Source organism: Cryptosporangium sp. NPDC048952 (genome assembly GCF_043197895.1).
Taxonomy (GTDB): Bacteria; Actinomycetota; Actinomycetes; order Mycobacteriales; family Cryptosporangiaceae; genus Cryptosporangium.
The window spans coordinates 600,103-625,220 of the sequence record NZ_JBICTY010000002.1; the positions used below are offsets into that span (position 1 = coordinate 600,103).

Genomic DNA, 25,118 nt, shown 5'->3' on the forward strand with positions numbered 1-25,118 from the left:
TTCGGCCTAGTGCTGGAGCAACGCTCGCGCTTCGGCGAGCGTCAGGCGCTCACCCTCGGTGCGGAATTCGGTCATCCGGGCGACGCCCAGCACGTCGGTCACGCATTCGGTCACCCGGTCGAGTTCGTCCTGTTCGGCCGGGGCGGGCGGGGCTTCCAGCGCGACCCGGGCAGCCGTCGCCGCGCCCAGCAGTCGCGCGGCGGGCTCGGCGTCACCGCGCGCCGCGGCCGCGGACGCCAGTCCCTCGATCGCCGGGACGCTGTTGCGCAACGACCCCATCGCGTCGGCGACGTCGAACGCCTCGCGGTGCAGCGCGATCGCGCCGTCCACGTCGCCGAGGTGCTCGGTCGCGTACCCGAGCTCGATCAGCACCATCGGCAGGAACAGCGCCGGTGCGGCTTCGGCCCGGCCCCGGTCGACCAGCTCGGTCAGGTGCTCGACGGCCAGGTCGAGCTTCCCGCCGCGCCGGGCACCGAACCCGAGGCCGATCTGCGCGAACGTGATCGCCGCCGCGGAGCCCTGCTCGATCGCCATCCGGTGGGCCCGCTCGCCGAGCTCCTGGGCGACGGTGTAGGCCCGCGTCTGGACGCCGAGCCAGGCGAGCCACGACAGCCGGCCGCCGACCTCGCTGGTCAGCGACAGTTCCTCGGCGCGGCGCAGACCTTCCCGGTGCAACGCGGCGGCGCCGTCGCGGTCGCCGCGGACCTCGGCCATCCCGGCGAGCCACTCCGACGCCCGCAGCCAGCCCCAGCCGTCGCCGATCTCCTCGAACAGCGCCGCACCCCGGGTGGCGACGCGCTCCAACTCCGTCCAGTCGTCGGTGGCGTGCGCGAGCATCGCGCGGGTGCTCAGCACCGCCGCCTCGGTCCAGGGGTCGTCGGACTCGGGCAGCAGCGACGCGGTCAGCGCGAGTTCGCTGCGCTCGATCAGCGCGTGCGCGACGAACCACGCGGCCCGCGGGACCTCGCACGCGGCGACGCGCGCCCGGACGTCGTCGGCGTCGATGGCAACACCCTGCAGGACGGCGAAACCGAACCGCCAGGGCTCTGCCCGCTGTTCGTCGGCGGGTGGGCCGGGCAGGGCGAGCGCCGTGCGCGCCTCGGTGAACCGGCCGCGCAGGTACCAGTACCAGGTCAGCGCGTTGGCCAGCCGGAGACCGCCACCGGCGTCGAGCGCCGCGCGGAGGTTCGCGTCCTCGGCGTCCAGGCGCTCCAGCCACTCCCGCTGGTGCGGCCCGCGCAGCAGCGGGTCCGCGTGCTCGGCCAACGCGGTGTAGTACGACGCGTGCCGGGCGCGGACGTCCGCGACGTCGTCGAGGCGCGCGAGCCCGAACTCCGCCACGGACTCCAGCAGCCGGTACCGGGCCCCGTCGAACGCGACCAGCGAGCGGTCGACCAGCCCGGCGAGCGTGTCGAGCGACGTCCCGCACACGGCTGCCGCGGCCTCGGCCGTGCAGCCGTCCCGGAACACCGCGAGTCGCGCGAGGGCGCGCTGATCGTCGGCGGACAGCAGGTCCCAGCTCCAGGCGATGACAGCGGTCAGCGTCCGCTGCCGCGCCGGAACGTCCCGGGTCGACGCGGTGAGCAGCGCGAACCGGTCGTCCAGCCGCGCGACGACACCGGCCAGCCCGAGCGCCCGCACGCGCGTGGCAGCCAGCTCGAGCGCGAGCGGCAGACCGTCGAGCCGGCGGCACAGGTGCGCGACCCCGGCAGCGGTGTGCTCGTCGAGCCGGAACGTGCGCTGCTGGGCGGCCGCCCGCGCGGTGAACAGCCGCGCGGCGGGTGAGCGGCGGACGGCGTCGACGTCGGTGTCGTCGTCCGGGAGCGGCAGCGGCGGGACCTCCCAGAGCACCTCGCCGGTCAGGCCGAGGGGTTCGCGGCTGGTGGCGAGCACTGTGACGCCGGGGGCCTCGCGCAGGACGCGGCCGACGAGCGTGGCGGCGGCGTCGATGACGTGTTCGCAGTTGTCGAGCACGATCAGGATGTCTCGGCCCGCCAGTGCGGTGATCAGGCGGGTCTCGGCCGGGACCGGTAATCCGGCGGCCTCGCTCAGGTCCAACGCGGTCAGGATGCGCTCCGCGACGCACCCGTCCCCCGCCGGCAAGGGCGCGAGCTCGACGAGGCACGCGACCCGGTGCTCCCGGGCCACCTCGGTGGCCAGCCGGGTCTTGCCGACGCCACCCGGCCCGATCAGCGTCACCAGCCGTCGGGTCGGCAGCAGGGCGCGCACGTCGGCCAGTGCCTCGTCGCGGCCCACGAGCTCGTCGAGGCGCGCGGGCACGCTGTTGCGCACGACCGCCGCCGGGCTGAGTTCCGCGCCCTGCGCCAGCAGCCGCCCGTGCAGCGCCACCAGTTCCGGGCCCGGATCCAGGCCCAGCTCCTCGGCGAGGCGTTCGCGCAGGCCGGTGTAGCTGTCGAGCGCGTCGGCCTGCCGTCCGGCCGCGTACAGCGCGCGGATCTGCAGGCCGCGCAGCCCTTCGCGCAGCGGGTGTTTCGTCACGAGTTCGGCGAGGTCGGCGACGACCAGGTCGTGCTCGCCGCGGTCGAGCCGGGTGGCGGCCAGGCGTTCCTGGGCGACCAGACGCTGCTCGGTGAGGCGCAGCACCTCGGCGCGGACGAACTCCTCGTCGGCGAACTCGGCGTACGCGTCGCCGCGCCACAGTGCCAGGGCGGTGGTCAGCCCGTCGACGCCGGAGCCGGTCAGCGCCACGAACCGGTCGGCGTCGACAGCGTCGGTCCGCAGCACGTACCCCGGCGCCACCGACGCCACCAGGTCACGGCCGCCCTGCTCGGCGTCGTCCAACGCTTTGCGTAGTTGGGAGACGCGCACCTGCAGCGCGCCGGACGCGTTCGCGGGTGGACTGTCGCCCCACAGGTCGTCGATCAACCGGTCAGCGGAGACGACGTGGTTGCGGTTGGTGAGCAGATCGGCCAGCAGCAGGCGCACTTTGGCGCCCGGAATGACCACCGGGTTACCGGCTTCCGTGGTGACCGTCAACGGTCCGAGTACTCCGAACTGCACCAACACACCGTACGGGGCAAGTCCTGTTAGCGTTCAGAGGTGCCTACGGTCACGCTGCCGAACGACCCGACTCTTGACGCGCTGAGTGACGAGGCCGCACGCCTGAGGGAGCACGTGTCCGAGTACTCGCTGGTGGACGCCCAGGCGGAAGTGGCGCGGGCACACGGTTTCGAGGATTGGGCCGCGGTGGGGCGGTACTTCGCTGTCGTCGACGCGCGCCGCTGGGAACCGGGTAGTCCTCCGCCCGCCGCCGAACCGGCCGCGCACCGGTTCCTGCGGCTGGCCTGCCTCACCTACACGGACGACGACGGTCCCCAGCGCTGGTCGGAAGCCGGTCGGCTGCTGGCGGGCCACTCCGTGACCGACGACATCTGGGCGGCGTCGGCAGCGGCGGACGCCCCCGCTGTCGCGCGCCTGCTGAGCGACGACCCGGGGCTCGCGACCCGCACCGGCGGCCCGTACGGCTGGATGCCGCTGTGTTACCTGGCGTATTCGCGGGTGCGGCCCGGCGCGGCCGATCCGGTGCTGTCCGCCCGCCTGCTGCTGGAGGCCGGCGCCGAGGTGAACGAGGGCTATCTCTGGCACGGCCTCCCGACGCCGTTCACCGTGCTCGCGGGGGTGTTCGGCGAGGGCGAGCAGGGGCCGGGCCGCGAGCCGCGGCACCCGCGCAGTCGTGAGCTGGCATCGTTGCTGCTCGCCGCCGGCGCCGACCCGAACGACGGGCAGGCACTCTACAACCGGATGTTCGGCACCGACGACGATCACCTGGAGCTCCTGCTGCCGGCCGGGCTCGGCACCGGCGATGGCGGCCCGTGGCGCCAACTGCTCGGCGCCGCCACCGACAGCCCGGCCGAACTCGTCGCGAAGCAGCTGGCCTGGGCGGCGGCGCACGGCCGGCACGCCCGGCTGGAGCTGTTCGCCCGCTACGGCTTCACGCGGTGACGACGGAGGCGCGACACCACGAACCAGCCCAGCGCGAGCACGCACACGACGATCACGACGTTCTGGAACGTGCCGACGACCGGCTCGACCTGGTGCCAGTTCTCGCCGAGGAAGTACCCGGCCAGCACGAACGTCGTGTTCCACAGCAGGCTGCCGAGTGTCGTGTAGAGCAGGAACACCCCGAGGCGCATCCGTTCGACGCCGGCCGGGACCGAGATCAGGCTCCGGAAGATCGGGATCATCCGTCCGAAGAAGACCGCTTTGGTGCCGTGGCGTGCGAACCACGCTTCCGTACGGTCCAGGTCCTTCACCTGCACCAACGGCATTTTGTCGACGATGATCCGCAGGCGGTTGCGGCCGAGCGCGGCGCCGACGCCGTACAGCGCGAGCGCGCCGACCACCGAGCCGAGCGTCGTCCAGACGATGGCCGACACCAGGCTCAGCTCACCCCGGCTGGCGGCGAACCCGGCGAGCGGAAGGATCACCTCGCTCGGGATCGGCGGGAACAGGTTCTCCAGCGCGACGGCGAGCCCGGCGCCGGGACCGCCGAACGTGTCGACGAGGTCCGTGATGTTCATGGTGGGAACGCTAGAAATCGGGCGTGTTCGTCACCATGAGGGCGGCCGTCGATCTGGGGTGCGGTAAACCGCACCCCTCATCGGGGAACTTGGCGGGCGGCGCCGGACGCGACCCGGGCCACCGCGACGTCCAGGAGCCAGCGCGGCACGGCGGTGAGCGACGCCCGGAACGCGGTCACGTCCTCGGCGACGGGGACCAGCAGTTCGTCGCAGTAGGCCTTGGCGTCGAGGCGGTCGTCGTCGCGCGGATCGTCGAAGTCGGCGAACCAGACCGATCCGTCGACGGCGAGCGCGAGCACACCGCCCTGTACGTAGCCGATCGGCAGGTACTCCTCGGTGAGCCGGTCGGTGAACCAGTGCCGGGCGTACAGGACGTCCTGGTGCCGGTCGGTGTGGCCGACGCCGAACAGCGGCTGATCGACGACGAAACCGTGACCGGCGACGACGCCGGGCGCCGTCGGTAGAGCCCCGGACGCGGCGGTCAGGAGTTCGCGGTACGGAGGGGGCAGTGGGTGCCCGATGCGTCGCTCGACGGCGTCCAGCACGCTCTCCCCCAGTGGTGACGGCACGTCGAACGACGCCGGCACCCGCTCGTCGACGCGCAGCCCGCGGGCGCCCACGGGCAGCGTGGCCACACCCCCCACCTGCCGGAACGAGCCGTAGGCCGCCGCCGGCACCAGCAACACCTCGCGCGCGCCGAACCGGTGCGCCCACATCCAGCCGGGCGGCGTCAGCGGCGCGTAGTCGTCGGCAGTGACCCACCACAGCGGATCCCCGCTGGTCAGCATGATCTCGTTGGCGGTGAGCACGTCGGCGACCCGGACCTCGTCGCGCGTCAGCCCGTCCTCCGGGTCGCCGAGTCGCACCACCGCACGGGCCAGCAGATCCCAGACCGGTAACCCCGCCAGGTCGTACGCGACCCCACCGCGGTAGCGCACCCGCAGCACCGGCGAGTCGAACGGCCGCACCCGCGCCGCCCACCCACTGCCCGGCAGCCGTCTCGGGATCTCCACGCGAGCAGCGTAGGTTGTCCTCGAGCATCAGCGTCAGAAGGGACTCCTCCCGTGCAGCGGTTTCCTGGTGAGGTCGAGGCCGTACTACGGGAGGCCGGCTGGTCCGAGGGCCGGTACGTCCCCGATGCGGCGTCCGCGGCGATCACCACCGTGTGCGCGTACACCGCTGCCGACGGCGCCCGCCACACGTCGTTCCGCGCCGCCGAGCAGGCCCTGGGCGAGTTCACCGGAATCTACGTGTCGCAAGACGGACCGGGCGTCACGCTCCGGCGCCGCCCGTTCGCGATCGACCCGACGCTCGCGACGCCCACCGCCGCCACGCTCGCCGCGTTCGGCCAGGCGCTGGGCATTCCGCTGTTTCCGCTGGGTGTGGAAGGCACTGACGACGCCGTGCTGGCGATCGACGAGCGCGGGCGCGTGTTCGCACTGGACGCCGGTGGTGAGTGGTTCCTCGGTGACCGGGTGGAGGCCGCGCTGACCACGCTGGTCACCGGCGCCCAGCCGCCCCGGGTGCGCGACGACGGTAGGTGGTAGCCGGTACCGTGGGGCCACTGCGTCGCTGAGAGGGAGTTGACCGGATTGTCCACGATCGACGCCCCGCGCGTCCGGGCCGTCGCTCGCGTCGGGCCGCAGTTACCCACGGAGCAGGAAGCTGCGACGTTGCGTCGCCGGCACCGCCCCGGGCAGCTGGGGCCGGTCAACGTCCTGCAGATCATCGGCCTCGAGGTGGCGCTGGTGCTCGCCGTGCTCGGCTGGCGCGCGTCCGGGTGGCCCCGGTGGGTGCTGTTCGGGTGTGCGGTGCTGCTGCCGCTGCTGGTGTTCGCCCGCGTCCGCGGGCGGTGGCTGGCCGAACGCGTCGTGCTCCGGTCCCGTTATCGGCGACGTCGGGCGTCGGCGCGGTTGATCTCTGACGACCGGCGGCTCACCGCGCTGCGTGACCTCGCGCCCGAGCTCACCGTCGAGACCGTGGACGCCGTCGGCGGCACGCGGTTGGGCGTGGGGCGCGACGGCGCGGGGTGGTTCGCCGCGATCGCGCTGCATCCCTCGCGCGGGTTGCGGGGAGAGGAGCAGGCGGTGCCGCCGCTCGACACGCTCGCCCGGTCCCTGGCCGATGCCGGGCAGCCCGGGTGCGTCGTGCAGGTCGTGGTGCACACGGTGCCGGGACGGGTCGGGAGCGGGGACAACCCGAGCGCGGAGTCGTACCGGGAGTTGCTGCGTCCGTTCGACGGGAGCACTGTCGCGGCCGCGCCGGTGAGCGTGGGTGACCAGGCGTGCTGGGTGGTCGTGCGGATCGAAGCGCGCGCGGTCGCGGAGGTCGCTGTCGACGAGCCCGAGGCCATCGGTGAGGTACCGGCGGTGCTGGGGGCGCTGGTGCGGCGGGTCGGGAACGTGCTCAAGCGCGGTGGGTTCGCTCATCGCGTGCTGGACGGGGACGGGTTGCTGGACGCGCTGGTGCAGTCGTTGGCCGCCGAAGTGACGCCGGCTGGGGTCGAGCGGGCGGCGGGGACCGAAGCGTGGGATTCGTGGCGCGCTGCCGGGCTCGAGCACCGGTGTTACTGGGTGCGGGCGTGGCCGGCGCCGGACGAATGCGGGGCGTTGCTGGCCGAGCTGTACCGGGCGCCGGCGGCGCTCACCAGCCTGAGCCTGGCGGTGACGCCGACACCCGGCGGGGGTGAGCTGCGGTGCCTCGCGCGGGTGGCGGATGCGCCGGGGGCGGTGGGGTCGGCGGTGGCCGGTCTCCGCACGGCGGCCCGGAGCCACGGCGCCCAGCTGTTCCCCCTCGACGGCGAACAGGCCCCCGCGACCTACGCAACCGCCCCAACGGGAGTCGGCGTCCGATGACCACCCCGGAAGATCCTGGCTCGCAGGGGGTTCCCCCCGATCAACGCCCCCCGGGCACGGCCCCCTCGGCCGGTGCAGGTGCGGGCTCGGCCCCCGGCCCGGCTGGGCACACCGGCGCAGGCGCGGGTCCCGCCGGGCGCGCGGGCGGTCGGCCGCCCGGTGGTGCGGGTCCGCACGGGCAGCCGCCGTACCGACCGGCGGGCCCGATGCCGCCGGGCGCTCCGGGTTACGCCGCGCAAGCCCCGGCGCTGGGGGTCGTGCGCCCCGGTCCGCCCCCACCCGGCGCGATGCCCCCGGCCGCCCAGCCGCGCCCCGCGATGCCCCAGCAGCGCCCCGCCCAGCCTTGGCAGGCCGGTGCTGCCCCGGCGCCCGCCCCGACCCGCCCCGCTCCGAGCATCGCGCCGCCGCGCACCGCACCTCCCCAGCCAGGCGCCCTCCCCCAGCCCGGCGCCGCCCATCCCGGCGCACTCCGTCACCCCGGCGCGCTCCACCAGCCGGGCGCGCTCCAGCAGCCGGGCGCTCGGCCCGCGGCTCCGCCCTCCGCCGCTCCCGGCGCCGGCGCGCCCGCCGTCACCGCGCCGGGGACTGGTGCGCCCGTCGCTGCCCCGGGCGTCGCAGCTCCTGGCGCCGGCGCGCCGGGCGGCGCAGCCCCGGGCGTCGGCGCGGCGGGCGGCGCGGCGGCTGGTGTCGGGCAGCCGGGGGTGCTGGCTGCGCCGGCTGCGACCTCGGCCGCGGCGGCTGCTGCAGGCGCGGCGGCGGCTGCAGGCGCGGCGGCAGCTGCGGCTGCGGCGGCGGCGCCGCCGCCCGTGCTGGCTGCCGCGGTGGCCGCGCCACCGACCGAACCGCCGGCCCCCACCGGCACGGTCTACAGCGCACCCCCGGTCGACCCGACCGGCAAGCGCCGACGCTCGCGCTGGCTAGGGTTACTGCCCAGGCTGAGCGTCGGCGCCCACGTAGCGTCGGGCCCGGCGCTCCGAAGGCTCACCCCACCGAGCACCGCAACCGGCCTGGTCGTCGGCTTCGACGCCGACAGCACCGTCGCCACCGTGCGCCTCTTCCAACCCGAACCCACCCGAATCGCCCTGGTCGGTGGCCTGTGGTCCGCGCGCGTGATCGTCTTCCGCGCCCTGGCGCTGGGTGCGGACGTCACCGTCCTCACCGGACGCCCTGAAGCGTGGCACGGCTTCGGCCGCTGGGCGACGGGCTCCGACGACCGCGTCGTCGTCCGCCCGCTCGACTCCGAGTTCCGCGCCGTCTCGTCCCCCCACGAGCCTGCCCTCGTCGTCCAGGACGGCAACGCCCTAACCGGCGGCATCCGCGGCACCCTCGGCCCGTGGCAAGCCCAACTCTCCGTCGTCGGGCAACTCACCGCCTACGCGTTCCCCGCGATCCGCGAGGCCGGCGTCGTCGCCGTGCAACGCCTCGAACCCGACGAAGCCACCGCCGGAGCCCAGCTCCTGGGCCTGGACCGCGAATCGTTCGCGCTGGTCCGCGCACTGCAGGACGACATGCTCGCGCTCTTCGACGACGGCAAGCCCCGTTACGTCTGGACCCAGCCCACCCGCATCGAACGTGCCCAGTTCGGCCCCCCACACCGCTGAGATAATGCAGGCGGTCAGACTCTTCTTCGACGCCCCCGCCCGGTCCGCGGGATCCGGGCCACTCCCGGCGCCCGCGGCGGGCAACCCGCCACCTGCCTGACGCACGACCGGCTCAGCCCGCGGCGGCGAACAGTTCCAGCATGCTCTGCGGGGTGTTGGCGCCGAAGATGATCTCGAAGTCGCGGGCGGCCTCCTCGTTCTCGGCGAGGGTGCGGGGGAAGAGTGCCTGCTCGTACTCGGTGAGCGCGGCCTCGACGTCGTCGGGGTGGGCGGCGAGGGCCTTGCCGAGTTCTGCGCCGTCGAACATCGCAAGGTTCGCGCCTTCGCCGTTCGGGGGCTGGAGGTGGGCGGCGTCGCCGATGAGCGTGACGCCCGGAACGCGCGCCCAGTGGTGCCCGAGGGGCAGGGTGTGGAGGGGGCGCAGGACGGGTGGCGTCTCGCCGTCGGTGATCAGGGCGGTGAGTTCCGGTGCCCAGCCGTCGAATTCCGCGACGACGCGTCGTGCGGCGGCTTCGGCGTCGGAGAAGTTGATGTCGGCGAACCAGTCCAGGGGTTTGGCGAGCATCACGTAGGTGTGCAGGACTCCACCGGCTTCCCGGTGCGCCTGGATCCCCCGGCCGGGCACGAGCGCGTACATCGCACCAGCCCCGACGGCTTTCGCGGTAGCGGCGTGCCGCTCGTCGACGTCGTACAGGTACGTCTCGTACACAGCAGTGCCCGTGTACTCCGGCACCGCCTCCGACACCAACGACCGCACCCGAGACCAGGCCCCGTCCGCCCCCACGAGCACCTCGGCCACGACGGTCTCACCGGGCGCGAAGGTGAGTTCGTGGCGGCCGTCGCTGAGGCGGCGGACTGCGGTGAGTTTGTGGCCCCATGTGATCGTGTCGGCGGGGAGGGAGTCGATCAGGAGTTGGCGGAGGTCGCCGCGGAGGATTTCGGGGCGGTGGCCCGTGCCGTCGTCGGGGTGGTCCAGGAGGACGCTGCCGTCGGTGTCGAGGATGCGTTGCGCCTCGGCGCCCTCGCGGATGTGGGCGCGGAACTCGTCGTACAGCCCCGCCGCGCGGAGGGCGAGTTGGCCGTTGTGCTCGTGGATGTCGAGCTGGCCCCCCTGGGCGCGGGCCCCCGAGGAAGCCTCCGCTTCGTAGATGGTGGCCGGGATGCCGTGGACGTGGAGCACGCGGGCGAGCGTGAGCCCGCCGAGCCCGGCGCCGATGATCACAATTGGGGTAGTCAAAGCGATTCCTCGTTTATCTCTGGATCAATGTTCCAGAGCCAGCGTGGATCGTTGATCCAGACATGTCAAGATGGGGGCATGCCGACTACAACGCGGATCACAGAACGACGTGACGACGCCCTCTCCCGGGAGCGGATCGTCGCCGCCGCGATCGCGATGCTCGATGCTTCCGGGGAGGGCGGGCTGACCGTCCGCGGGCTCGCGGCGACGCTGAACACCGGGCTCGGTGCGTTGTACTGGCACGTCAAGAACAAGAGTGACGTGCTGGTCGCGGCTACCGATGCGGTTCTCGCCGACGCGCTCGCGACCGATTCCGCGGACCTGACGCCGGAGGAGGCGATCCGGGCGGTCGCGCTGGGGGTGTTCGACGCGTTCGATGCGCACCCGTGGATCGGGGTGCAGCTGTCGCGACTCGAGTCGCAGGGCACGACAGTGCAGATGCTCGAGCGGCTCGGGCAGCAGTTGCGGGCGCTCGGGGTGCCCGGGAAGCTGCAGTTCGACGCAGCAGCGGCGTTGCGGAACTACATCCTGGGCGTGGCGGCCCAGAACGCGGCCTTGGCCACGTCCGTGGCGCCGGGGACGCGGCGAGACGACGTCCTCGGCGCCATGGCCGACACCTGGGCCGACCTCGACCCCACCGAGTACCCCTTCACCCACGGCGTCGCCGACCACCTACGCAACCACGACGACCGCGACCAGTTCCTGTCCGGCGTCAACTGGCTCCTCGCCGGCATCACGGCCCCCCACTGACCCGCTCCAGCTCGGCGACCCGGCGCGCGCGGCGGCCCACCGGGGTCAGCCGGAGCCTGGCAGCGCGATGCGCTCCTCCGCTTCGTAGTCCCTGGGGCGTTTGCCGTGGGCGAGGACTGGGCCTCCGGGGGTTTGGGGGACGAAGACGTCCTCGTCGCGGAGGGCGTGCGTGTCGGTGGGTTCGACGTGGCGCGCGGCCAGGTCGGCTTCGACGACGGGGCGGCTCGCGGAGGGGTCGGGGGACGCGGGAGTGAGCGGGGACGTACCCCGCAGCGTCCCCGGAACCCCGGCAGCCGCGCTGGTCACCGGCCTGGGGCCGACGGACGGGTTCAGCACCGGTCCGGCCGGCGCCGAGCGTGACGTCAGCCCGAACGGGTCGCTCAGCCCGCCCGGCAGCAGCCGCCGCAGGCTGAATCTCCGCCCCTGCCGCGGTGCGCCCGGGTCCTGCTCCGGCGGAGACTTCTCCGGACGGTTCAGCACCGGAGGGATCGCCCCCGGCGCCTGCGGTGCCCGGTCCTCCTGCCCGTCGGACCCACCCAGCATCCCGGAAAATCGCGACCCCGGTCCCCCGGGCACTCCCGGGCCCGGGCCCCCGGGCATCCCCGGCACGCGCGATCCCGGCTCGCGGGATCCCGGTCCGCCCGGCATCCCGGGCAGCCTCGGCTCCGGCGTTCCCGGCCGCCCGGCCAGGTACCCCGGCTCCCCCGGCCGAGCCGCGCGCCCACCGAGGACCGGCGGCGCCGCCGGTCGCGTCGAGTTGCCGAACGGCGAAGCCGGCAACGATCCCGGCCGTCCACCCTGGAGTCCACCGGGCATCCCCGGCACCCCCGGCTGCCGCGCTCCAGGCATCCCCGGTGCGCCCGGTGCTCCAGGCCGCCGCGCTCCCGGCATCCCCGGCGCGCCGGGCTGCCGCGAAGCGCCCGGCATCCCCGGCGCCCCAGGCCGCCGCGCCCCGGGCGCACCGGGCGCGCCCGGCTGGCGGGCACCGCCCGGCATCCCGGGCGGCGCCGACGGATTGGACCCGCCGAGCACCGGCCGCGCGAGCCTCGCCTGCTGCGCAGCGGGAAGTCGCGGCGACGCCGGCGACGGGGGCGTCCGCCCGCCGCCCGGATTCGGCGGCAGGTTGCCAGCACCCGGCTGACCCAACACTCCACCCTTGGCCAGAGCCTTCGGCAACGCAGGCTGCCCCGGCGCCCCCGTCGGCAAGGCCCCCGGCATTCCCGGCGCAACAGGCGCACCAGGCTTCCCCGGCGGCATCACCGCAGGCGCGATCGGCAACACCGGCAGAGCACGCGCCGCCACCGGCGTCCCCGGCGCGACCGGCGCCACGGGCGTCCCCGGCGCAATCGGAGCCGGCGGCGTCGCCCCCGGCACCACCGGCACCGGCCCAGCCCCGGGCCCACCCGGAGCAACCGGCGCCACCGGAGCTACGGGCGCCTTCCCCGGCGCGATCGGCGCAGCGGGCGGCGCGGGCGCCACAGCGTTCGGCGCGACCGGCGGCCCGGACGGCGCCAACCCCGGCGGCACCGCACCGGGCGCACCTGGCCCACCCCCGGGAAACCCCGGCAGGTTCAGCGCGTTCGCCGGTGGTGCCGCCACCGCGTTGGTCGGACCCTCGTAGATCCCCGGTGTCGACCCGACGACCCCGTTGTACCCGTCCCAGTACGCGTCCCCGAGCGACGACTCGATCACCTGCGCCCGGTACGTGTACTTCTGCTGGATTTCCGCCACGTACTGCGTGTACCGCTGCGAGAACCCGTACTTGTCGCCCTTGATGTCCCGGGCCGAATCGATGCCGGTGCCACCGATCTTGTCCTGATAGGCCCCGACCTCAGCCTTGTACTCGTTGTACAACGCGGTGATCAGCGCCCGGTTCTGGATCAGCGAACCGTGCACCACGGACAGAGCCACAGCCGTCTGGATCGCGGCCAGATACCAGTCGTTCACCGACTTCATCGCCGCACCGGGCCCGAGCGCCATGAACTGCGACGCTCCCGGCGACTGCCACTTCGACGACACCCCGTCGGTCTTGGCCTTGATGGTGTCCGAGACGGCGCTCAACGCCTCCGCGACACCACGCCAGTGGGTCATCAGCGCCTGCACCTTGTCCGGATCCTGCGCCATGATCCGGTGGTAGATCGCCTCGACACCGTCCCCCGACGCACCGGTCCGCCCGTAGGCGTCCTTCTTGCTCCAGTAGTCGTAGTTCGTCGACGACGGATCGTTCGGATCGCCGCCCGACGGCGGTTTGTACGTCTGCCGGTAGCCCTCGAAGTGCGACGACCCGACCGAGCTGTCTCCGTACTCGGTGAAGTTCTCGCCCATGTGACGCCCCTGGTAGCGGAGGTCGGCGAGCTTCGTGTTGTCGGCCGAGTCGTAGCCGTAGTAATCCCCGTTGTCACCCATGCGCTAGCCCGGCGCCTGAACGCCCTGATAGCCCTTTCGCCAATCGACCTTGCCGGCGTCGACACCCAGAACGTCCTGGGCTTCCTGCAGCGGACCGACGTCCTCGGCCGTCGGCGCGGTGGTGGTTTTCGGAATGTCGGTGACCTGGACCTCGGGGTCCTTGCCGCCGGACTGCGTCGTCGTCTTGAGCTTCGTGCCGTTCTCCACCTTCTCGGTGGTGACCGAGGAGTCCGGCAGCTTCTGCGTCTTGCCGTTCTCGCCCTGCACGCTGGCGCCGGGCGTCACGGACTGGCGGTAGTACTCCGAGGCGGCGCCGCTGCTCGCGTACGTCGTCTTGGTCGTGGTCGTGTTGAGCACGACACCGCCGGGACCGGTGATCGTCGTGACGGTCAGAACACCGCCGGGCACCGCCGGGTCGGCCTGGCTGTGCACCATCTTCGACGAGCCGTCGGAGTAGCTGGTGAGGTAGCCACCGCTGTAGATGTTCGCGGTGGTGCCGCCGGCCGGGTTCGTCATCGCCTCGGGCAGCGCGGCGGCGTTCTGGCCGGCCATCTCCTGATCGAGCATCGTCGTCACGTCCGTGGGCACACCGGCCGGGCGCTTGGCGTCGGGATCGGTGGCGAAGGCGTAGCCGAGCAGGTTCATCTTCTCGGCGGCTTCGATGTCGGTGTTGTTGTACGTGATCGCGCAGACGTTCGCGGCGTTGCCGATCGCCATCAGCCCGCGGGTGAGATCGGACAGGAACGCGTTGAACGCGTACGCCTGCTTCTCCATCGCCGCCTGCATGACCGGGCCTTCGGCGAACACGCCCGCCTCGAGACCACCGATGCCGCTGAACGCGCCGGAGCTGTCGACCTCGACGGTCGAAAGCTTCGTGCTGATCGGCATGCCCGCGTTAAAGGCGTAGGTCTGCATGTCGAAGCCGTACGTGCCCAAGGCACTCGGATCGACGTGCAGGTCCCCGTCTCCCGCCACCGGTCCTCCTCCTGGTTCCAGAGTTCCGTCCGTGAGCCTAGTTGCTGATGTCTACGTCAGGGCTACTCGGCCGGAAGATGTGCCAATTGGACCAGTTGGTTGCCGCCGCGCCGCGTCACCAACCAGCCCCGTCCCGGCGGCAGCGGCCGCGGTTTGAGGTTGCCGAACAACGGCCCCTCCTCGCGCGGGCCGGACATCAGGATGCCCGGCGACGCGAGTTCGCGGATCCGGCCGAGGAACGGGTCGTAGAGCGCCCGGGCCGCGCCACCCACCCGGCGGGTCACGACGACGTGCAGCCCGATGTCCCGCCCCTGCGCCAGGTACTCCAGCAGCGGGAGCAGCGGGTTCGTCACCCCCGCCGACACCAGGTCGTAGTCGTCGATCAGCAGGAACAGGTCGGGCCCGGTCCACCAGCTGCGGTTGCGCAACTGCTCCGGCGTGACGTCGGCGCCGGGCAGCCGGCCCTTCATCACGTGCACGACCTGCCCGACGAGGTCGTTGGTGACCGGTGCGGACGTCCCGTAGCCGATCAGGTGGTCGGGGTTGATCGAGCCGAGCAGGCTGCGCCGGTAGTCCAGCACGATGATGCGGGCCTGGTTCGGCGCGTACCGCTCGGTGATCGTCCGGCCGAGCACCCGCAGGAACGTGCTCTTTCCTGATTCGACGTCACCCAGCAGCAACGCGTGCGGCTCGGCGTCGAAATCGAGCCGTACCGGACGCAGGTCGGCCTCGGCGATACCGATCGGCAGACCGCGCTCGGCGTCCGCACCGGCGGGCGGCAGGGCGTGGAACGGCAACAGCGGTGGCAGCAGGCGTACCGCGGGAGCAGGGGCGCCCGCCCAGTCGTTGCGGATCCGCTGCACGAGCTTCGCGACCCCGTCGCTCAGATTGGTCGGATCGGGGTGCCCGTCGATCCGCGGCAACCCCGTCAGGAAGTGCATCGCGTCCGGCGTCAGCCCGCGTCCGGTCTGGTCTTTCGGGACGTTGAGCGCGGCTCGCCGGTTGATCCCGGAGTCCGACGGGTCACCGAGCCGCAACTCCAGGCGCGTGCCGAACATGTCCCGCACGGCCGGGCGCAACTCCATCCACCGGCTCACCGACGCCAGCAGGTGGATGCCATACCCGAGTCCGCGCTGCGCGAGGTCGGTGACCAGCGGCTCCAGGTCCTCGAACTCGGTGCGCAGCGTGCCGAGCCCGTCGACGACCAGGAACACGTCGCCCCACGGGTCGTCGGTGAACCGGCCCCCGGCCTTGAGCCGCCGGTACGTCGTCATCCCGTCGACGCCGTGCGCCGCGAACGTGTTCTCGCGCGCGGTGAGCAGCGTGTGCATCTCCGCGATCGTGCGGCGCACCTCGTCGATGTCCCGCCGGGTCGCGACGCCACCGAAGTGCGGCAGGTCGCGCAGGGCGGCGAAACCGCCGCCGCCGAAGTCCAGGCAGTAGAACTGCGCCTCGGCCGGGGTGTGGCTCAGCGCCAGCCCGGTGACCAGCGTCCGCAGCAGCGTCGTCTTGCCCGACTGCGGCGCGCCCGCCACGATCAGGTTTCCGGCTGCGCCGGACAGGTCCACCTCCAACACGTCCCGCCGTTGGTCGAACGGTCGGTCGATGAGTCCGACGACGCCCCGCAGCGCGCCGCGGGTCTCCTGGGTGGAGGTCGTCAACCCGCGGACGGGATCACTGACCAGCGGTGGGAGCAGCTGGTCCAGCGTCGGCGGTTCGGCCAGCGGCGGCAGCCAGACCTGGTGCGCGGGCACGCCCTGGCCGGCGAGCCGCTGCACCAGGACGCGCAGCAGCGTCTCGCCGTGCGGGGTGGTGTCCTCCTCCGCCGGCACGGGAACGGGCGCGGGCTCCGTGGAGATCGCGGCCTGGTACCGGCTCGTGTAGAGCTGCACCGGGTCGACGCTCGGCGCGATCGACCGCGGTTTGTCCGCGCCCCGCGAGTACCGCCCGGACACGTACGCGGCCTTGAACCGGATCAGCCCCTCGGTGCCCGCCTTCAGGTAGCCGTTGCCCGGCGAGCGCGGCAGCTCGTACGCGTCCGGCACGCCCAGGACCGTACGACTCTCCATCGACGAGAACGTCCGCAGGCCGATCCGGTACGACAGGTGCGAGTCCAGGCCACGCAGGCGGCCCTCCTCGAGGCGCTGCGAGGCCAGCAGCAGGTGGACGCCGAGCGACCGCCCGACGCGTCCGATCTGTACGAACATGTCAATGAAGTCGGGCTTGGCGGTGAGCAGCTCGCTGAACTCGTCGCAGATGATCAGCAGGCTGGGCAGCGGTACCAGCGGAACGCCCGCCGCCCGGGCGCGTTCGTAGTCGCGCTGCGAGTCGTACTTGCCGGCCGAGCGCAGCAGCTCCTGCCGCCGGATCAGCTCGCCCGAGATCGCGTCCTGCATGCGGTCGACCAGCGCGAGCTCGTCGGACAGGTTCGTGATCACCGCGCTGGTGTGCGGCAGGCGGTCCAGCGACGTGAACGTCGCGCCACCCTTGAAGTCGACGAGGACGAAGTTGAGCGTCTCGGACGAGTGCGTCGCGGCCAGCGCGAGCACGAGCGTGCGCAGCAGTTCGCTCTTGCCGGAACCGGTGGCCCCGACCAGCAGGCCGTGCGGCCCCATGCCGTCCTGCGCGGACTCTTTGAGGTCCAGCTCGATCGGCCGACCGTCGGGGTTGACGCCGATCGGCACCCGCAGCCGGTCGCGGTTGGGACGGGTGGCCCAGGCGTGCAGCACGTCGAACTCGTAGGGGTCGCCGAGTTCGAGGAGCTCCGCGAGGCCGAGTTCGCCGGTCAACGGCGTCTCGCCGACCGAGGCGGCCGACAACCGCATCGGCGCGAGCTTCCGCACCAGCGCACCGAGTTCGGTGGTACCGAGACGGTCGGCGGGGCCGATCGGCGAGCGGCCGTCCATCGTCGTGCTCGACAGCGTGCCGTCGGCGTCGACGTCCAGCACGATCGTCGACTGGTCGAGCACCCGCGGCGGCGGGTTGCCCAGGTCGACGATCGTGACGCCCTCGACGCCGCCCTCGGCCATCAGGTGGTCCGAGCCGATCGTCGCGCCCTCGTCGATGACGACGAGCAGGTGGACGCCCTCGCTCGGCGCCGCACCGGGGTTGAACCGCGGCCGGTGCGCCAGGACGTCGTCGAGCATGGCTTCCAGCGCGGTCACCGACGGGGCCACCAGCCGTACCGGCCCGACCGAGTCCGTGCGGGTCGGGTGCAGGGCGTGCGGGAGCCACTTGGCCCACTCCCACGCGTCCCGGTTGCGATCGGAGACGCAGAAGCCGATCAGCGCTTCTTCGGGCGCGTGGAACGTCGCCAACTGCGCGATCAGCGCCCGCACCATCGCGCGCGTGCGGTCAGCGTCACCCCGGACGTAGACGTGGGAGAAGCCGCGCAGTGCCATCGCCACCGGCAGGTCGGGAACCACCGAATAGGTGGTGACGAAGCGCCGCAAGGCGCTCGCGCAGAGTGGTTCCAGTTCGTCGACCGGGCGCGTCTCCGGCGGGACCAGGGGTGTCGCGATCTCCTGCGCGCCGCGTCCGATCCGGACGACGCCGAAGTCACCGTCGACCGGACGGCGCTCCCAGAGGCGGGCGGAGAGCGCCGTCGACCAGAGGGCGTCCGGGTCGGGGTGGCGGTAGAACATCGCTTCGCGCTGCTGGCGGATCGTGATCCGCACCGCGGCCCGTAACTGGCTCAGCCTGCGCAGATACTGACGCCGGGCCGCGACCATCTCACGTTTGCTCTGGCCGCCGCCCTGGTTGGCCAGCTGCGCGGCGATCATGCCGAGGATCGAGACGCCGTAGAGGCCACCGGCCACGTAGGCGAGCGCGCCACCGCGTCCGCCGCCGACCATCAGACCCATCGCCGCGGCTCCGGCGCCCATCGGCATGATCATCATCAGGCGGGTCCACGCCTGGTTGTTCGGCTGCGGGGCCTCCGGAGGCGGGTCGAGGACCACCTCACCGGCGGGGAGCTCCGGCGCGGGCTGCCGCGGCGGACGCTTCACGATCACCGACGCCACGCAGAATCCTCTTCCCACTCGGTTGGTGCCAGAGTGCACCATAACCATCAGGCGTTACCGCCCTGATACGTTGTCCGCGTTCAACACCTGCCCGGAGGTATCCCAGCGTGACGGTCCCCGTCGGAACCGGGCTCGCTCGCGTCACGGTCAGCACCCCGAAGCGCCGGATCGACGTCGCGTTACCGGAAGATCTCGCGGTCGCCGAGCTGCTGCCCAGCCTGCTCCTGCACGCCGGCGAGGGCGCCGCGGACGACGGCGAACGGCACGGCGGCTGGGTGCTGCGCACCTCCACCGGCACCTCGCTCGCCGGTGACCGCAACCTGACCGGCCAGGGCATCCGCGACGGTGACGTGCTGCACCTGGTGCCGCGCCGCGACGACTGGCCGGAACTCGAGTACGACGACGTGGTCGAGGCGATCGCGAGCGGCGCACGCCGGTACGGACGCTCCTGGGGCGGCCCCGCGACCCGGCGGGCCGCGCTCGTCGTCGGGGCGCTCGCGCTGTTACTCGGAGTGATCGGAATCCTCGCGGCGGGACCGTCGTGGGTGGTGCCGGGGTCACTGGCGCTCGGCGTCGCGCTGCTGCTGTGCGTGATCGGCACGGTGCTGGCCCGGGCCGCGGGCGACGCGGTCGCCGGGGTCGCGGTGGCCGGGCCCGGCCTGGTCTACGCGTTCGTCGGTGGCGCGGTCGTGGTGGCGCCCCGCGTCGAGCTCGACGGGTTGGACGCCTCACACCTGCTGCTGGGGTCGGTCGCGCTGTGCGTCGCGGGAATGGTCGGTTACCTGGGCGTCGGCGCGCACGGCCGGGTGTTCGTGGCCGGGGTCTTCGCCGGGCTGCTCGGCGTGATCGGCGCCCTGCTGGCCCTGTGGACCGGCATGTCCGGCGCCGGGGTCGCAGCGATCGTGCTGACCGTGGCGATCACGATGCTGCCCGCGTATCCGCTGCTCTCGATGCGGATCGGCAAGCTGCCGATGCCGGTGCTGCCCCAGCGCACCGAGGACATGCTGCGTGACGACCCCGTGCCGCAGCGCGCCGAGGTCTTCGCGGCGGTGGCCCGTGCCGACGAGGTGCTGACCGGCCTGCTGCTCGCGGTGTCGCTGGTCTCGTCGGTCTGTTTCTGGGTGCTGGGCCGCGACGGACGGACGTCGGCGGTGGCGCTGGTCGCGATCGCGTCCGCGGCGCTGCTGCTGCGCGGGCGCCTGTTCCCGACCCCGCGCCAGCGCATCCCGCTGATGATCGCCGGGGTGTTCGGCCTGGGTCTGCTGTTCACCGGCTTCGCGCTGGGGTCGTCGGTGCTGATGACGGTGCCGGTCGCGCTGGTCGTCGGCGGTGTGGTGCTGACCGCCGGGCTGCTCTACAGCAGCCGCCCGCCGTCGCCGTACGTCGGCCGGTTCGCCGACATCGTCGACGTGCTGCTGCTGGTGTCGCTGCTCCCGGTGGCGTGCGTGCTGACCGGCTTCTACGGCTACGTGCAGGGGCTGTTCGCCTCGCTGGGTGGCTGAGTCGTGGCCTCCCGCAAGGATCAGCTGCACTCCTACCAGTTCATGCTGCAGCGGGCGATCTCCGCGCTGATCATGCGCGAGACCGACCCCGCCCAGTCGCCGCTGCGCCGGGGCGTGGGCGCCGCGTTCGTCGGCGTGATGGTGACGGTGATCGTCGCCGCCGTGTTCGGCATCTACGGTCTGCTCACCAAGACCGGCAGCGCGAAGTGGAAGGTCGAGGCGGCGGTCGTCGTCGAGAAGGAGACCGGCGCCGCGTTCGTGTACCGCGAGGGCACGCTGGTGCCCGCGGCGAACTACACCAGCGCGCTCCTGGTGTCCGGGCAGTCACCGCCGGCGTCGTTCGTGGTGCCCCGCAATTCGCTGCGGGACGTGCCCCGTGCCGTCGCCCGCGGCATCGAGGGGGCACCAGCCTCGCTCCCGACGTCGAAATCGCTGTTGCGGGGACCGTGGGCGATGTGTGCGGTACCGGCGCGCACTGCGTCCGGACAGGACGTTTTGGTCTCTGTTCTGTCGGTGGGGAGCCCGGCGGCGGGTGCGCCGGTCGGGGACGGGGGCCTGTACGTGACGGCCTCCGGAGGCGACTACCTGGTCTGGCACGGGTACCGTTACCGGCTGTCGGGCGCGCGCGTGCCAAAGGCCCTGTTCCCGGGCGGTTCCCGCCCGATCGAGGTCGGTTCCGCCTGGTTGGACACGCTTCCCGAGGGCGACGCGATCCGTGAGATCACCATTCCGGACGACGGGGAGCGCTCGGACGCGGTCGCGGGGCACCGGAACGGGGAGGTCGTCACCGACCGCAACGTGAACTACCTGGTGCTGGACAACGGGTTGGCGCGTCTGACGGACCTGCAGCTCGACCTGCTGCGTGCGGCGCGGACCGTGAACCCGGTGTCGATGCAGCCGGACGAAATCGCGGATGCGCCGGAGAGCAAGTCGCTGGCGTCGGACTCCCCCGCCGCGCAGCAGGCGCCGGCGCGGACACCGCCGGCCGTCGACGTCGGCGCCGGGAGCGGGCCGTGCGTGACGTTCGCCGGTGATTCACCGGTGGTTTCCGTCGCCAGCGGCGGGGATCCGACAGCCGGGACGCCGACCGGATCGCGGACCGCCGACGGCGAGGTGCTCGCGGACCGGGTCGCGGTGCCCGGCGGTTCGGTGGCGGTGGTGCGTGAGCGCGAGTCCGGGGCGTACGCGCTGGTCACCGACGGTGGGGTGCGGTACGCGGTGGAGTCCGCGGAGACGCTGGGCGTGCTGGGGTTCGACGCGTCGGGTGCGGTGACGCTGCCCGCCGCGGTGCTGCACCGGGTGCCCGCCGGACCGGCGCTCACGCGGGCCGGAGCGGACCGTCCGGTGTCGACCGGGGGCCGATAAGGGTGACCGATGTTGCAATTGGTGTCTAAGTTAGCGCTGGGAAACAACGAAATCGAAGGGTGACCCGTCCATGGCAATGAACGTCACTCCGCAGATGCTGGTCGACGCCGCACAAAAGGCGGAGAACGTCGGCGAGGGTATCGCTGCGCAGCTGACCAACCTGCTCTTCACGATCCAATCGGAGGGTGGGGCGTCGTTCCAGGGCGGTGGCGGTACCGCGCTGCAGTCCGTCTCGACGCAACTCGGTGACCAGCTCAAGACCATCCTCACCGCGCTGAACACGATGTCCGGCAACGTGAACGCGGCCAGCGCCGACTACGGCACGTCCGACGCGGAGATCGCGCGGGAGATCACCACGGTCGGCAATGCGTTCAACCCGGGCAGCGGGAACGTCATCAGCGCGCTCAACGGAAACTGAGGGGATCGATCATGGCTGGTTATGACGCCGATGACCTGCTCTACAACTACGAGGGCATCTCGAGTGTGTCCGGTGCGATCGAGGCGTTCGTCGCGCAGATGAACGCGAACCTCGACGAGGTTGACGCGACGTTCCGGAACCTGCTCGCGAACGGCTGGGGTGGCAGCGAGGGCGCTGCGGCGTTCCAGGCGCAGAGCGCGAAGTGGCACACCGGTGCGAACGAGATGGCGGCGACGCTGCGGACGTTGTCCACGAAGGTGGGGGACGCGGGCATCAACATGAAGGCCCTGGACGGCCGCGTAGCCGCCCGCTTCGGCACGGCCTGACCTTTTCGCTCGCCGCGAAGCGGTCCCGTTTCGGCGCGCTCCGGCGTGCCGGAACGGGGCCGCTTCGGTGGGCGCCTCGAGCGGTCCCGATTGGGCGGGCTCTGGCATGCCGAAACGGGGCCGCTCATTGGGCGCCTCGAGCGGTCCCTTTTGGGCGGGCTCTGGCGTGCCGGAACGGGGCCGGTTCAGCGGGGGCCCGGGGTCCAGTCTTCGAAGAGGAGGCGGGGAGGCTCGGGTTCGTCGTCTTCGGGGTGTTCGATCGGCCTCGGGGCCAGGCCCGGGCGCCAGCGGCGTTTGCGGCCGCGGGGAACCGCCACCGCCAACGCGATGACGAGCAGGGCGGTCGCGGCGAGGGCGCCGGCGACGACGATCGGCGTGGTGTCGGTGTCCGCGGCCGGTCGGACGCGCTGCTCCCCCTCGATCCGGGGGCTCGGGGACTCGTTCGTCATCGTCGCGGTGAGGGCCTGGGCCGGGCCGACGAGCGCGACCCCGTCACCCATCGGCGTGGCGGTGGCCAGGAGCCGCTTGACGACGTCCGGCGCCTTCAGTTCGGGCCACCGGCTGCGGATGAGCGCAACCGTGCCGGCCACGTACCCCGAAGCGACAGCACTCCCGGCCACCGGCACCAGCCCCCCACCCACCTGCGTGGACACCAGCTGATCACCGGGACCGACGAGGTCGGTCACCTGCCGCGCCTCGGCGTCCCCGCCGCGCTCCCCGTCGGGTCCGATCGGCGCGACCCCGATCACGCCGTCGTACGCCGCGGGGTACGGGATCTTCGGCCCGTCGGTGGTGCGACCATCCCCCGTCGCCGCCACCACGACGACGTCGTCAGCGATCGCGTCGGCGACGGCGGTGCGGAGTTCCGGGTCGTCGACGTAGCTGACCACCGGGATCACGAGGACGTCCGGGCGCTCGTCCGCGGCGTCCGTGACGGCCTCGGCGAGGCTCTCGTCGGCGTCGAGCGTGGGGGTCGCCGACACCCGGTAGGGCACGATGGTGGCCTTGGGAGCGAGACCCGCGAACCCGATGCCGTCCACGGATGCCGCAGCGATGACCCCGGCGACCTGCGTGCCGAGTCCTTCGCAGTCCGCGTCCGGGGCGGTCGAGTCGTCGGTGAGGTAGTCCCGCCCGTCGAGCACCCGGCCCTTCAGCTGCGGATGGTCGGCGTCGACGCCGCTGGCGAGCACCGCGACGCGGGTCCCGGCCCCGTCCGCGACGGGCCACAGCGCCTGCGGCGGCTGCCGCACCTGCACCCAGGGCACCTGCGAAATCGCAGTCCCAGGTTCGGCACACGGCTCCGCCATTGCGGATTGGGCCGGAACCAGCAGCGCCGCGGCCGTGACCGCCACGAGCAGCAGCCGCGTGCGGCGCCCGCTCTTGGTGTCGCGCGTGGCCGTGCCCGGGCGCTGTGCGTGCGGTGGCAGCTTGATCGGCGTCGATATGGGCAGTTGGTAGTGCATTTAGGAGCCGGTCGCGGCGAGGAGATCGTCGAGCGTGAGGGTGGTGAGGTCCTCGCGGTCGGGCATGCGGCCGAGTTTGCGCAGTCGCCCGGACTGCGCCTTGCGCATACCCTCGAGCAGCTTGCGGGCCTCCCGCGCGTTGCCGAAGTTGGCGTCGCGGTCGAGTCCGGCGAACCACTCGTACATCGCGTCCTGCAGCCCTGGCCCCAGGACGTACTCGTCGCTGCGGGCGATCCGCTCGGCGATCAGCACCAACTCGGCCGGGGTGTAGTTCGCGAACTCCAACGTCTTCGCGAACCGGGACGCGAGCCCGGAGTTCGTGTCGAGGAAGTCGGCCATCTCCGCGGTGTAGCCCGCGACGATCACCGCGAGCGTGTCGCGGCGGTCCTCCATGAGCTTGACCAGCATGTCGACGGCTTCCTGCCCGAAGTCGGCGCCCCCACCGCTGGACCGCGAGAGCGTGTACGCCTCGTCGATGAACAGCACACCACCGGCGGCTTCCTCGACCACCGCCGCCGTCTTCTCCGCGGTGTGACCGATGTACTGGCCGACCAGGTCCCGCCGGGAAACCTCCTTGAACGACCCGTTCGGCAGCACCCCGAGGCCCTTGAGCAACTGGCCGTAGAGCCGCGCCACGGTGGTCTTACCGGTACCGGGCGCCCCGGTGAAGATCAGGTGGTGGCTCACCGCACCCACGGACAGCCCCGCCTGCCGACGCCAGGTGTTCACCTGCATCTCGTCGATCAAAGCGTGGACCTCGGCTTTGACGGCGGCGAGCCCGACCATGGCGTCCAACTGCGAAAGCAGTTTTTCGACGTCGGACTCTTCGGCTTTCTCGGTGACCGGAGCGGTCAGGGCCTCGGTGATCGTGGGGTTCGCGCCCGGCTCGACGAGGATCGCCGGCGTGGCCGTGTGCTCCAGGCGGCAGCCCTCGATAACTCCACCGCAACCGCTGCCGACCAGGATGCCGACGCCTCGGGTGTGCTCGATGCGGCACGAGCGCAGCGTGGGTTCGCTGTCGTAGGCGATGGCGATGCCGGCGTCGCCGGTGCGTGTGATCTCGCAGTTCTCGAGCGTGGGGCGCCCGGACTGGTAAACGTAGACGCCGCGGAAGCCGCTGTTGGTGATCGTGGTGTTGCGGATCGTGGGGTCGGCGCCGAGGCGGACGATGATGCCGTCGTCGGTGACGTCGGAGATCTGGCAGTTGTCGATCACGCCGGTGGCGTCGGAGCAGACGATGCCGTACTGACCGCCGGTGACGCGGGTGTCCGTGGCGCGTAACTCGGCGCCGTCGGTGACGGTGAGGGCGGCGCCGTAGCCGGCGGTGAGGGTGCAGTCGACGAGCTCGAGGCGGCCTGCTTCGGCGCGGACGGCTGGGTCGTCGCCGGTCTTGATCGTGAGGCCACGCAGGGTGAGCGTGGCGTTCGTCGTTGTTATTGCCGGCCCCAGACCCGTGGCGTCGAGGATGACGTCGCCCTGGGCTATGAGGGTGAGCGTCGACTGGGTGAGGGTGACGGTCTCCCGGTACTCGCCGGGGTCGAGCGAGATCGTCGCGCCGGGTTCGGCGACTTCGAGCGCGTCCGCGAGGGTGGGGAATGCGCCGGGTTGCCGGGTGGAGACGAGAAGTGTGCGCGCCATGACGGGGAGGAGGGTATCT

The 25,118-nt window shown here is 72.6% G+C and carries 17 protein-coding genes and 1 pseudogene; 9 read left to right on the plus strand and 9 right to left on the minus strand.

The window, feature by feature from the left end; genetic code table 11:
- Positions 1-6: 6 nt before the first annotated feature.
- A complete protein-coding gene (locus ACGFY5_RS11005) occupies positions 7-3,021 on the minus strand; it encodes a BTAD domain-containing putative transcriptional regulator (protein WP_392719417.1) in 3,015 nt (1,004 codons plus the stop codon).
- Between the two features lie 39 nt (positions 3,022-3,060).
- Here ACGFY5_RS11005 and ACGFY5_RS11010 point away from each other — a divergent pair, with 39 nt between their 5' ends.
- Positions 3,061-3,963 carry a hypothetical protein gene (locus ACGFY5_RS11010; protein WP_392719418.1) on the plus strand — a complete coding sequence of 301 codons (903 nt, stop codon included), beginning with the start codon at positions 3,061-3,063 and terminating at the stop codon, positions 3,961-3,963.
- Here the strand turns inward: ACGFY5_RS11010 and ACGFY5_RS11015 are convergent.
- Together ACGFY5_RS11015 and ACGFY5_RS11020 are read right to left on the minus strand one after the other, a co-directional pair.
- Positions 3,957-4,526: pseudogene (locus ACGFY5_RS11015) on the minus strand (DedA family protein); the annotation flags it as partial. The gene ACGFY5_RS11010 and the pseudogene ACGFY5_RS11015 sit on opposite strands and share 7 nt — an antisense overlap.
- 92 nt (positions 4,527-4,618) lie before the next feature.
- Complete coding sequence (locus ACGFY5_RS11020; RefSeq protein ID WP_392719419.1) at positions 4,619-5,554, minus strand: SMI1/KNR4 family protein; 936 nt, start codon at positions 5,552-5,554, stop codon at positions 4,619-4,621.
- 51 nt (positions 5,555-5,605) lie between these two features.
- Here ACGFY5_RS11020 and ACGFY5_RS11025 point away from each other — a divergent pair, with 51 nt between their 5' ends.
- The 3 genes from ACGFY5_RS11025 to ACGFY5_RS11035 all read left to right on the plus strand — a co-directional run bounded on the left by ACGFY5_RS11025 (position 5,606) and on the right by ACGFY5_RS11035 (position 8,997).
- Positions 5,606-6,088 carry an SUKH-3 domain-containing protein gene (locus tag ACGFY5_RS11025; protein WP_392719420.1) on the plus strand — a complete coding sequence of 161 codons (483 nt, stop codon included), beginning with the start codon at positions 5,606-5,608 and terminating at the stop codon, positions 6,086-6,088.
- 45 nt (positions 6,089-6,133) lie between these two features.
- Positions 6,134-7,396, plus strand: coding sequence for a type VII secretion protein EccE (locus ACGFY5_RS11030; protein ID WP_392719421.1), 1,263 nt, complete (start codon positions 6,134-6,136; stop codon positions 7,394-7,396).
- Between the two features lie 206 nt (positions 7,397-7,602).
- Complete coding sequence (locus ACGFY5_RS11035) at positions 7,603-8,997, plus strand: hypothetical protein (protein ID WP_392719422.1); 1,395 nt, start codon at positions 7,603-7,605, stop codon at positions 8,995-8,997.
- 112 nt (positions 8,998-9,109) lie between these two features.
- Here the strand turns inward: ACGFY5_RS11035 and ACGFY5_RS11040 are convergent, their stop codons facing one another.
- Entirely contained in the window at positions 9,110-10,234 is a 1,125-nt protein-coding gene (locus ACGFY5_RS11040) for an FAD-dependent oxidoreductase (RefSeq protein WP_392719423.1), read from the minus strand.
- A gap of 78 nt (positions 10,235-10,312) precedes the next feature.
- On the opposite strand from ACGFY5_RS11040, the gene ACGFY5_RS11045 reads away from it, so the two are divergent.
- Positions 10,313-10,984, plus strand: coding sequence for a TetR/AcrR family transcriptional regulator (locus ACGFY5_RS11045; RefSeq protein WP_392719424.1), 672 nt, complete (start codon positions 10,313-10,315; stop codon positions 10,982-10,984).
- 45 nt (positions 10,985-11,029) lie between these two features.
- Here the strand turns inward: ACGFY5_RS11045 and ACGFY5_RS11050 are convergent, their stop codons facing one another.
- The 3 genes from ACGFY5_RS11050 to eccCa form a co-directional block, all read right to left on the minus strand.
- The gene (locus ACGFY5_RS11050) at positions 11,030-13,390 is read right to left on the minus strand and encodes a hypothetical protein (protein WP_392719425.1); all 2,361 of its coding nucleotides are present in this window, start codon (positions 13,388-13,390) and stop codon (positions 11,030-11,032) included.
- 3 nt (positions 13,391-13,393) lie between these two features.
- Positions 13,394-14,365, minus strand: coding sequence for a hypothetical protein (locus tag ACGFY5_RS11055; RefSeq protein WP_392719426.1), 972 nt, complete (start codon positions 14,363-14,365; stop codon positions 13,394-13,396).
- A 62-nt stretch (positions 14,366-14,427) separates the two neighbouring features.
- A complete protein-coding gene (gene eccCa / locus ACGFY5_RS11060) occupies positions 14,428-18,387 on the minus strand; it encodes a type VII secretion protein EccCa (protein WP_392719427.1) in 3,960 nt (1,319 codons plus the stop codon).
- Positions 18,388-18,494: 107 nt separating this feature from the next.
- Between eccCa and eccD the strand changes: the two genes are divergently transcribed.
- The 4 genes from eccD (at position 18,495) to ACGFY5_RS11080 (ending at position 21,998) form a co-directional block, all read left to right on the plus strand.
- The gene (gene eccD, locus ACGFY5_RS11065; RefSeq protein WP_392719428.1) at positions 18,495-19,889 is read left to right on the plus strand and encodes a type VII secretion integral membrane protein EccD; all 1,395 of its coding nucleotides are present in this window, start codon (positions 18,495-18,497) and stop codon (positions 19,887-19,889) included.
- 3 nt (positions 19,890-19,892) lie between these two features.
- Entirely contained in the window at positions 19,893-21,254 is a 1,362-nt protein-coding gene (eccB, locus tag ACGFY5_RS11070; protein WP_392719429.1) for a type VII secretion protein EccB, read from the plus strand.
- 70 nt (positions 21,255-21,324) lie between these two features.
- The gene (locus tag ACGFY5_RS11075) at positions 21,325-21,672 is read left to right on the plus strand and encodes a WXG100 family type VII secretion target (RefSeq protein ID WP_392719430.1); all 348 of its coding nucleotides are present in this window, start codon (positions 21,325-21,327) and stop codon (positions 21,670-21,672) included.
- 11 nt (positions 21,673-21,683) lie between these two features.
- Positions 21,684-21,998 (plus strand): WXG100 family type VII secretion target, encoded by a 315-nt coding sequence (locus ACGFY5_RS11080; RefSeq protein WP_392719431.1) that lies wholly within the window; start codon positions 21,684-21,686, stop codon positions 21,996-21,998.
- Positions 21,999-22,183: 185 nt separating this feature from the next.
- On the opposite strand, the gene ACGFY5_RS11085 is transcribed toward ACGFY5_RS11080, so the two are convergent.
- Both ACGFY5_RS11085 and ACGFY5_RS11090 read right to left on the minus strand, forming a co-directional pair.
- Entirely contained in the window at positions 22,184-23,461 is a 1,278-nt protein-coding gene (locus ACGFY5_RS11085) for a S8 family serine peptidase (protein WP_392719432.1), read from the minus strand.
- Positions 23,462-25,099, minus strand: coding sequence for a right-handed parallel beta-helix repeat-containing protein (locus tag ACGFY5_RS11090; protein ID WP_392719433.1), 1,638 nt, complete (start codon positions 25,097-25,099; stop codon positions 23,462-23,464).
- Positions 25,100-25,118: the final 19 nt, after the last annotated feature.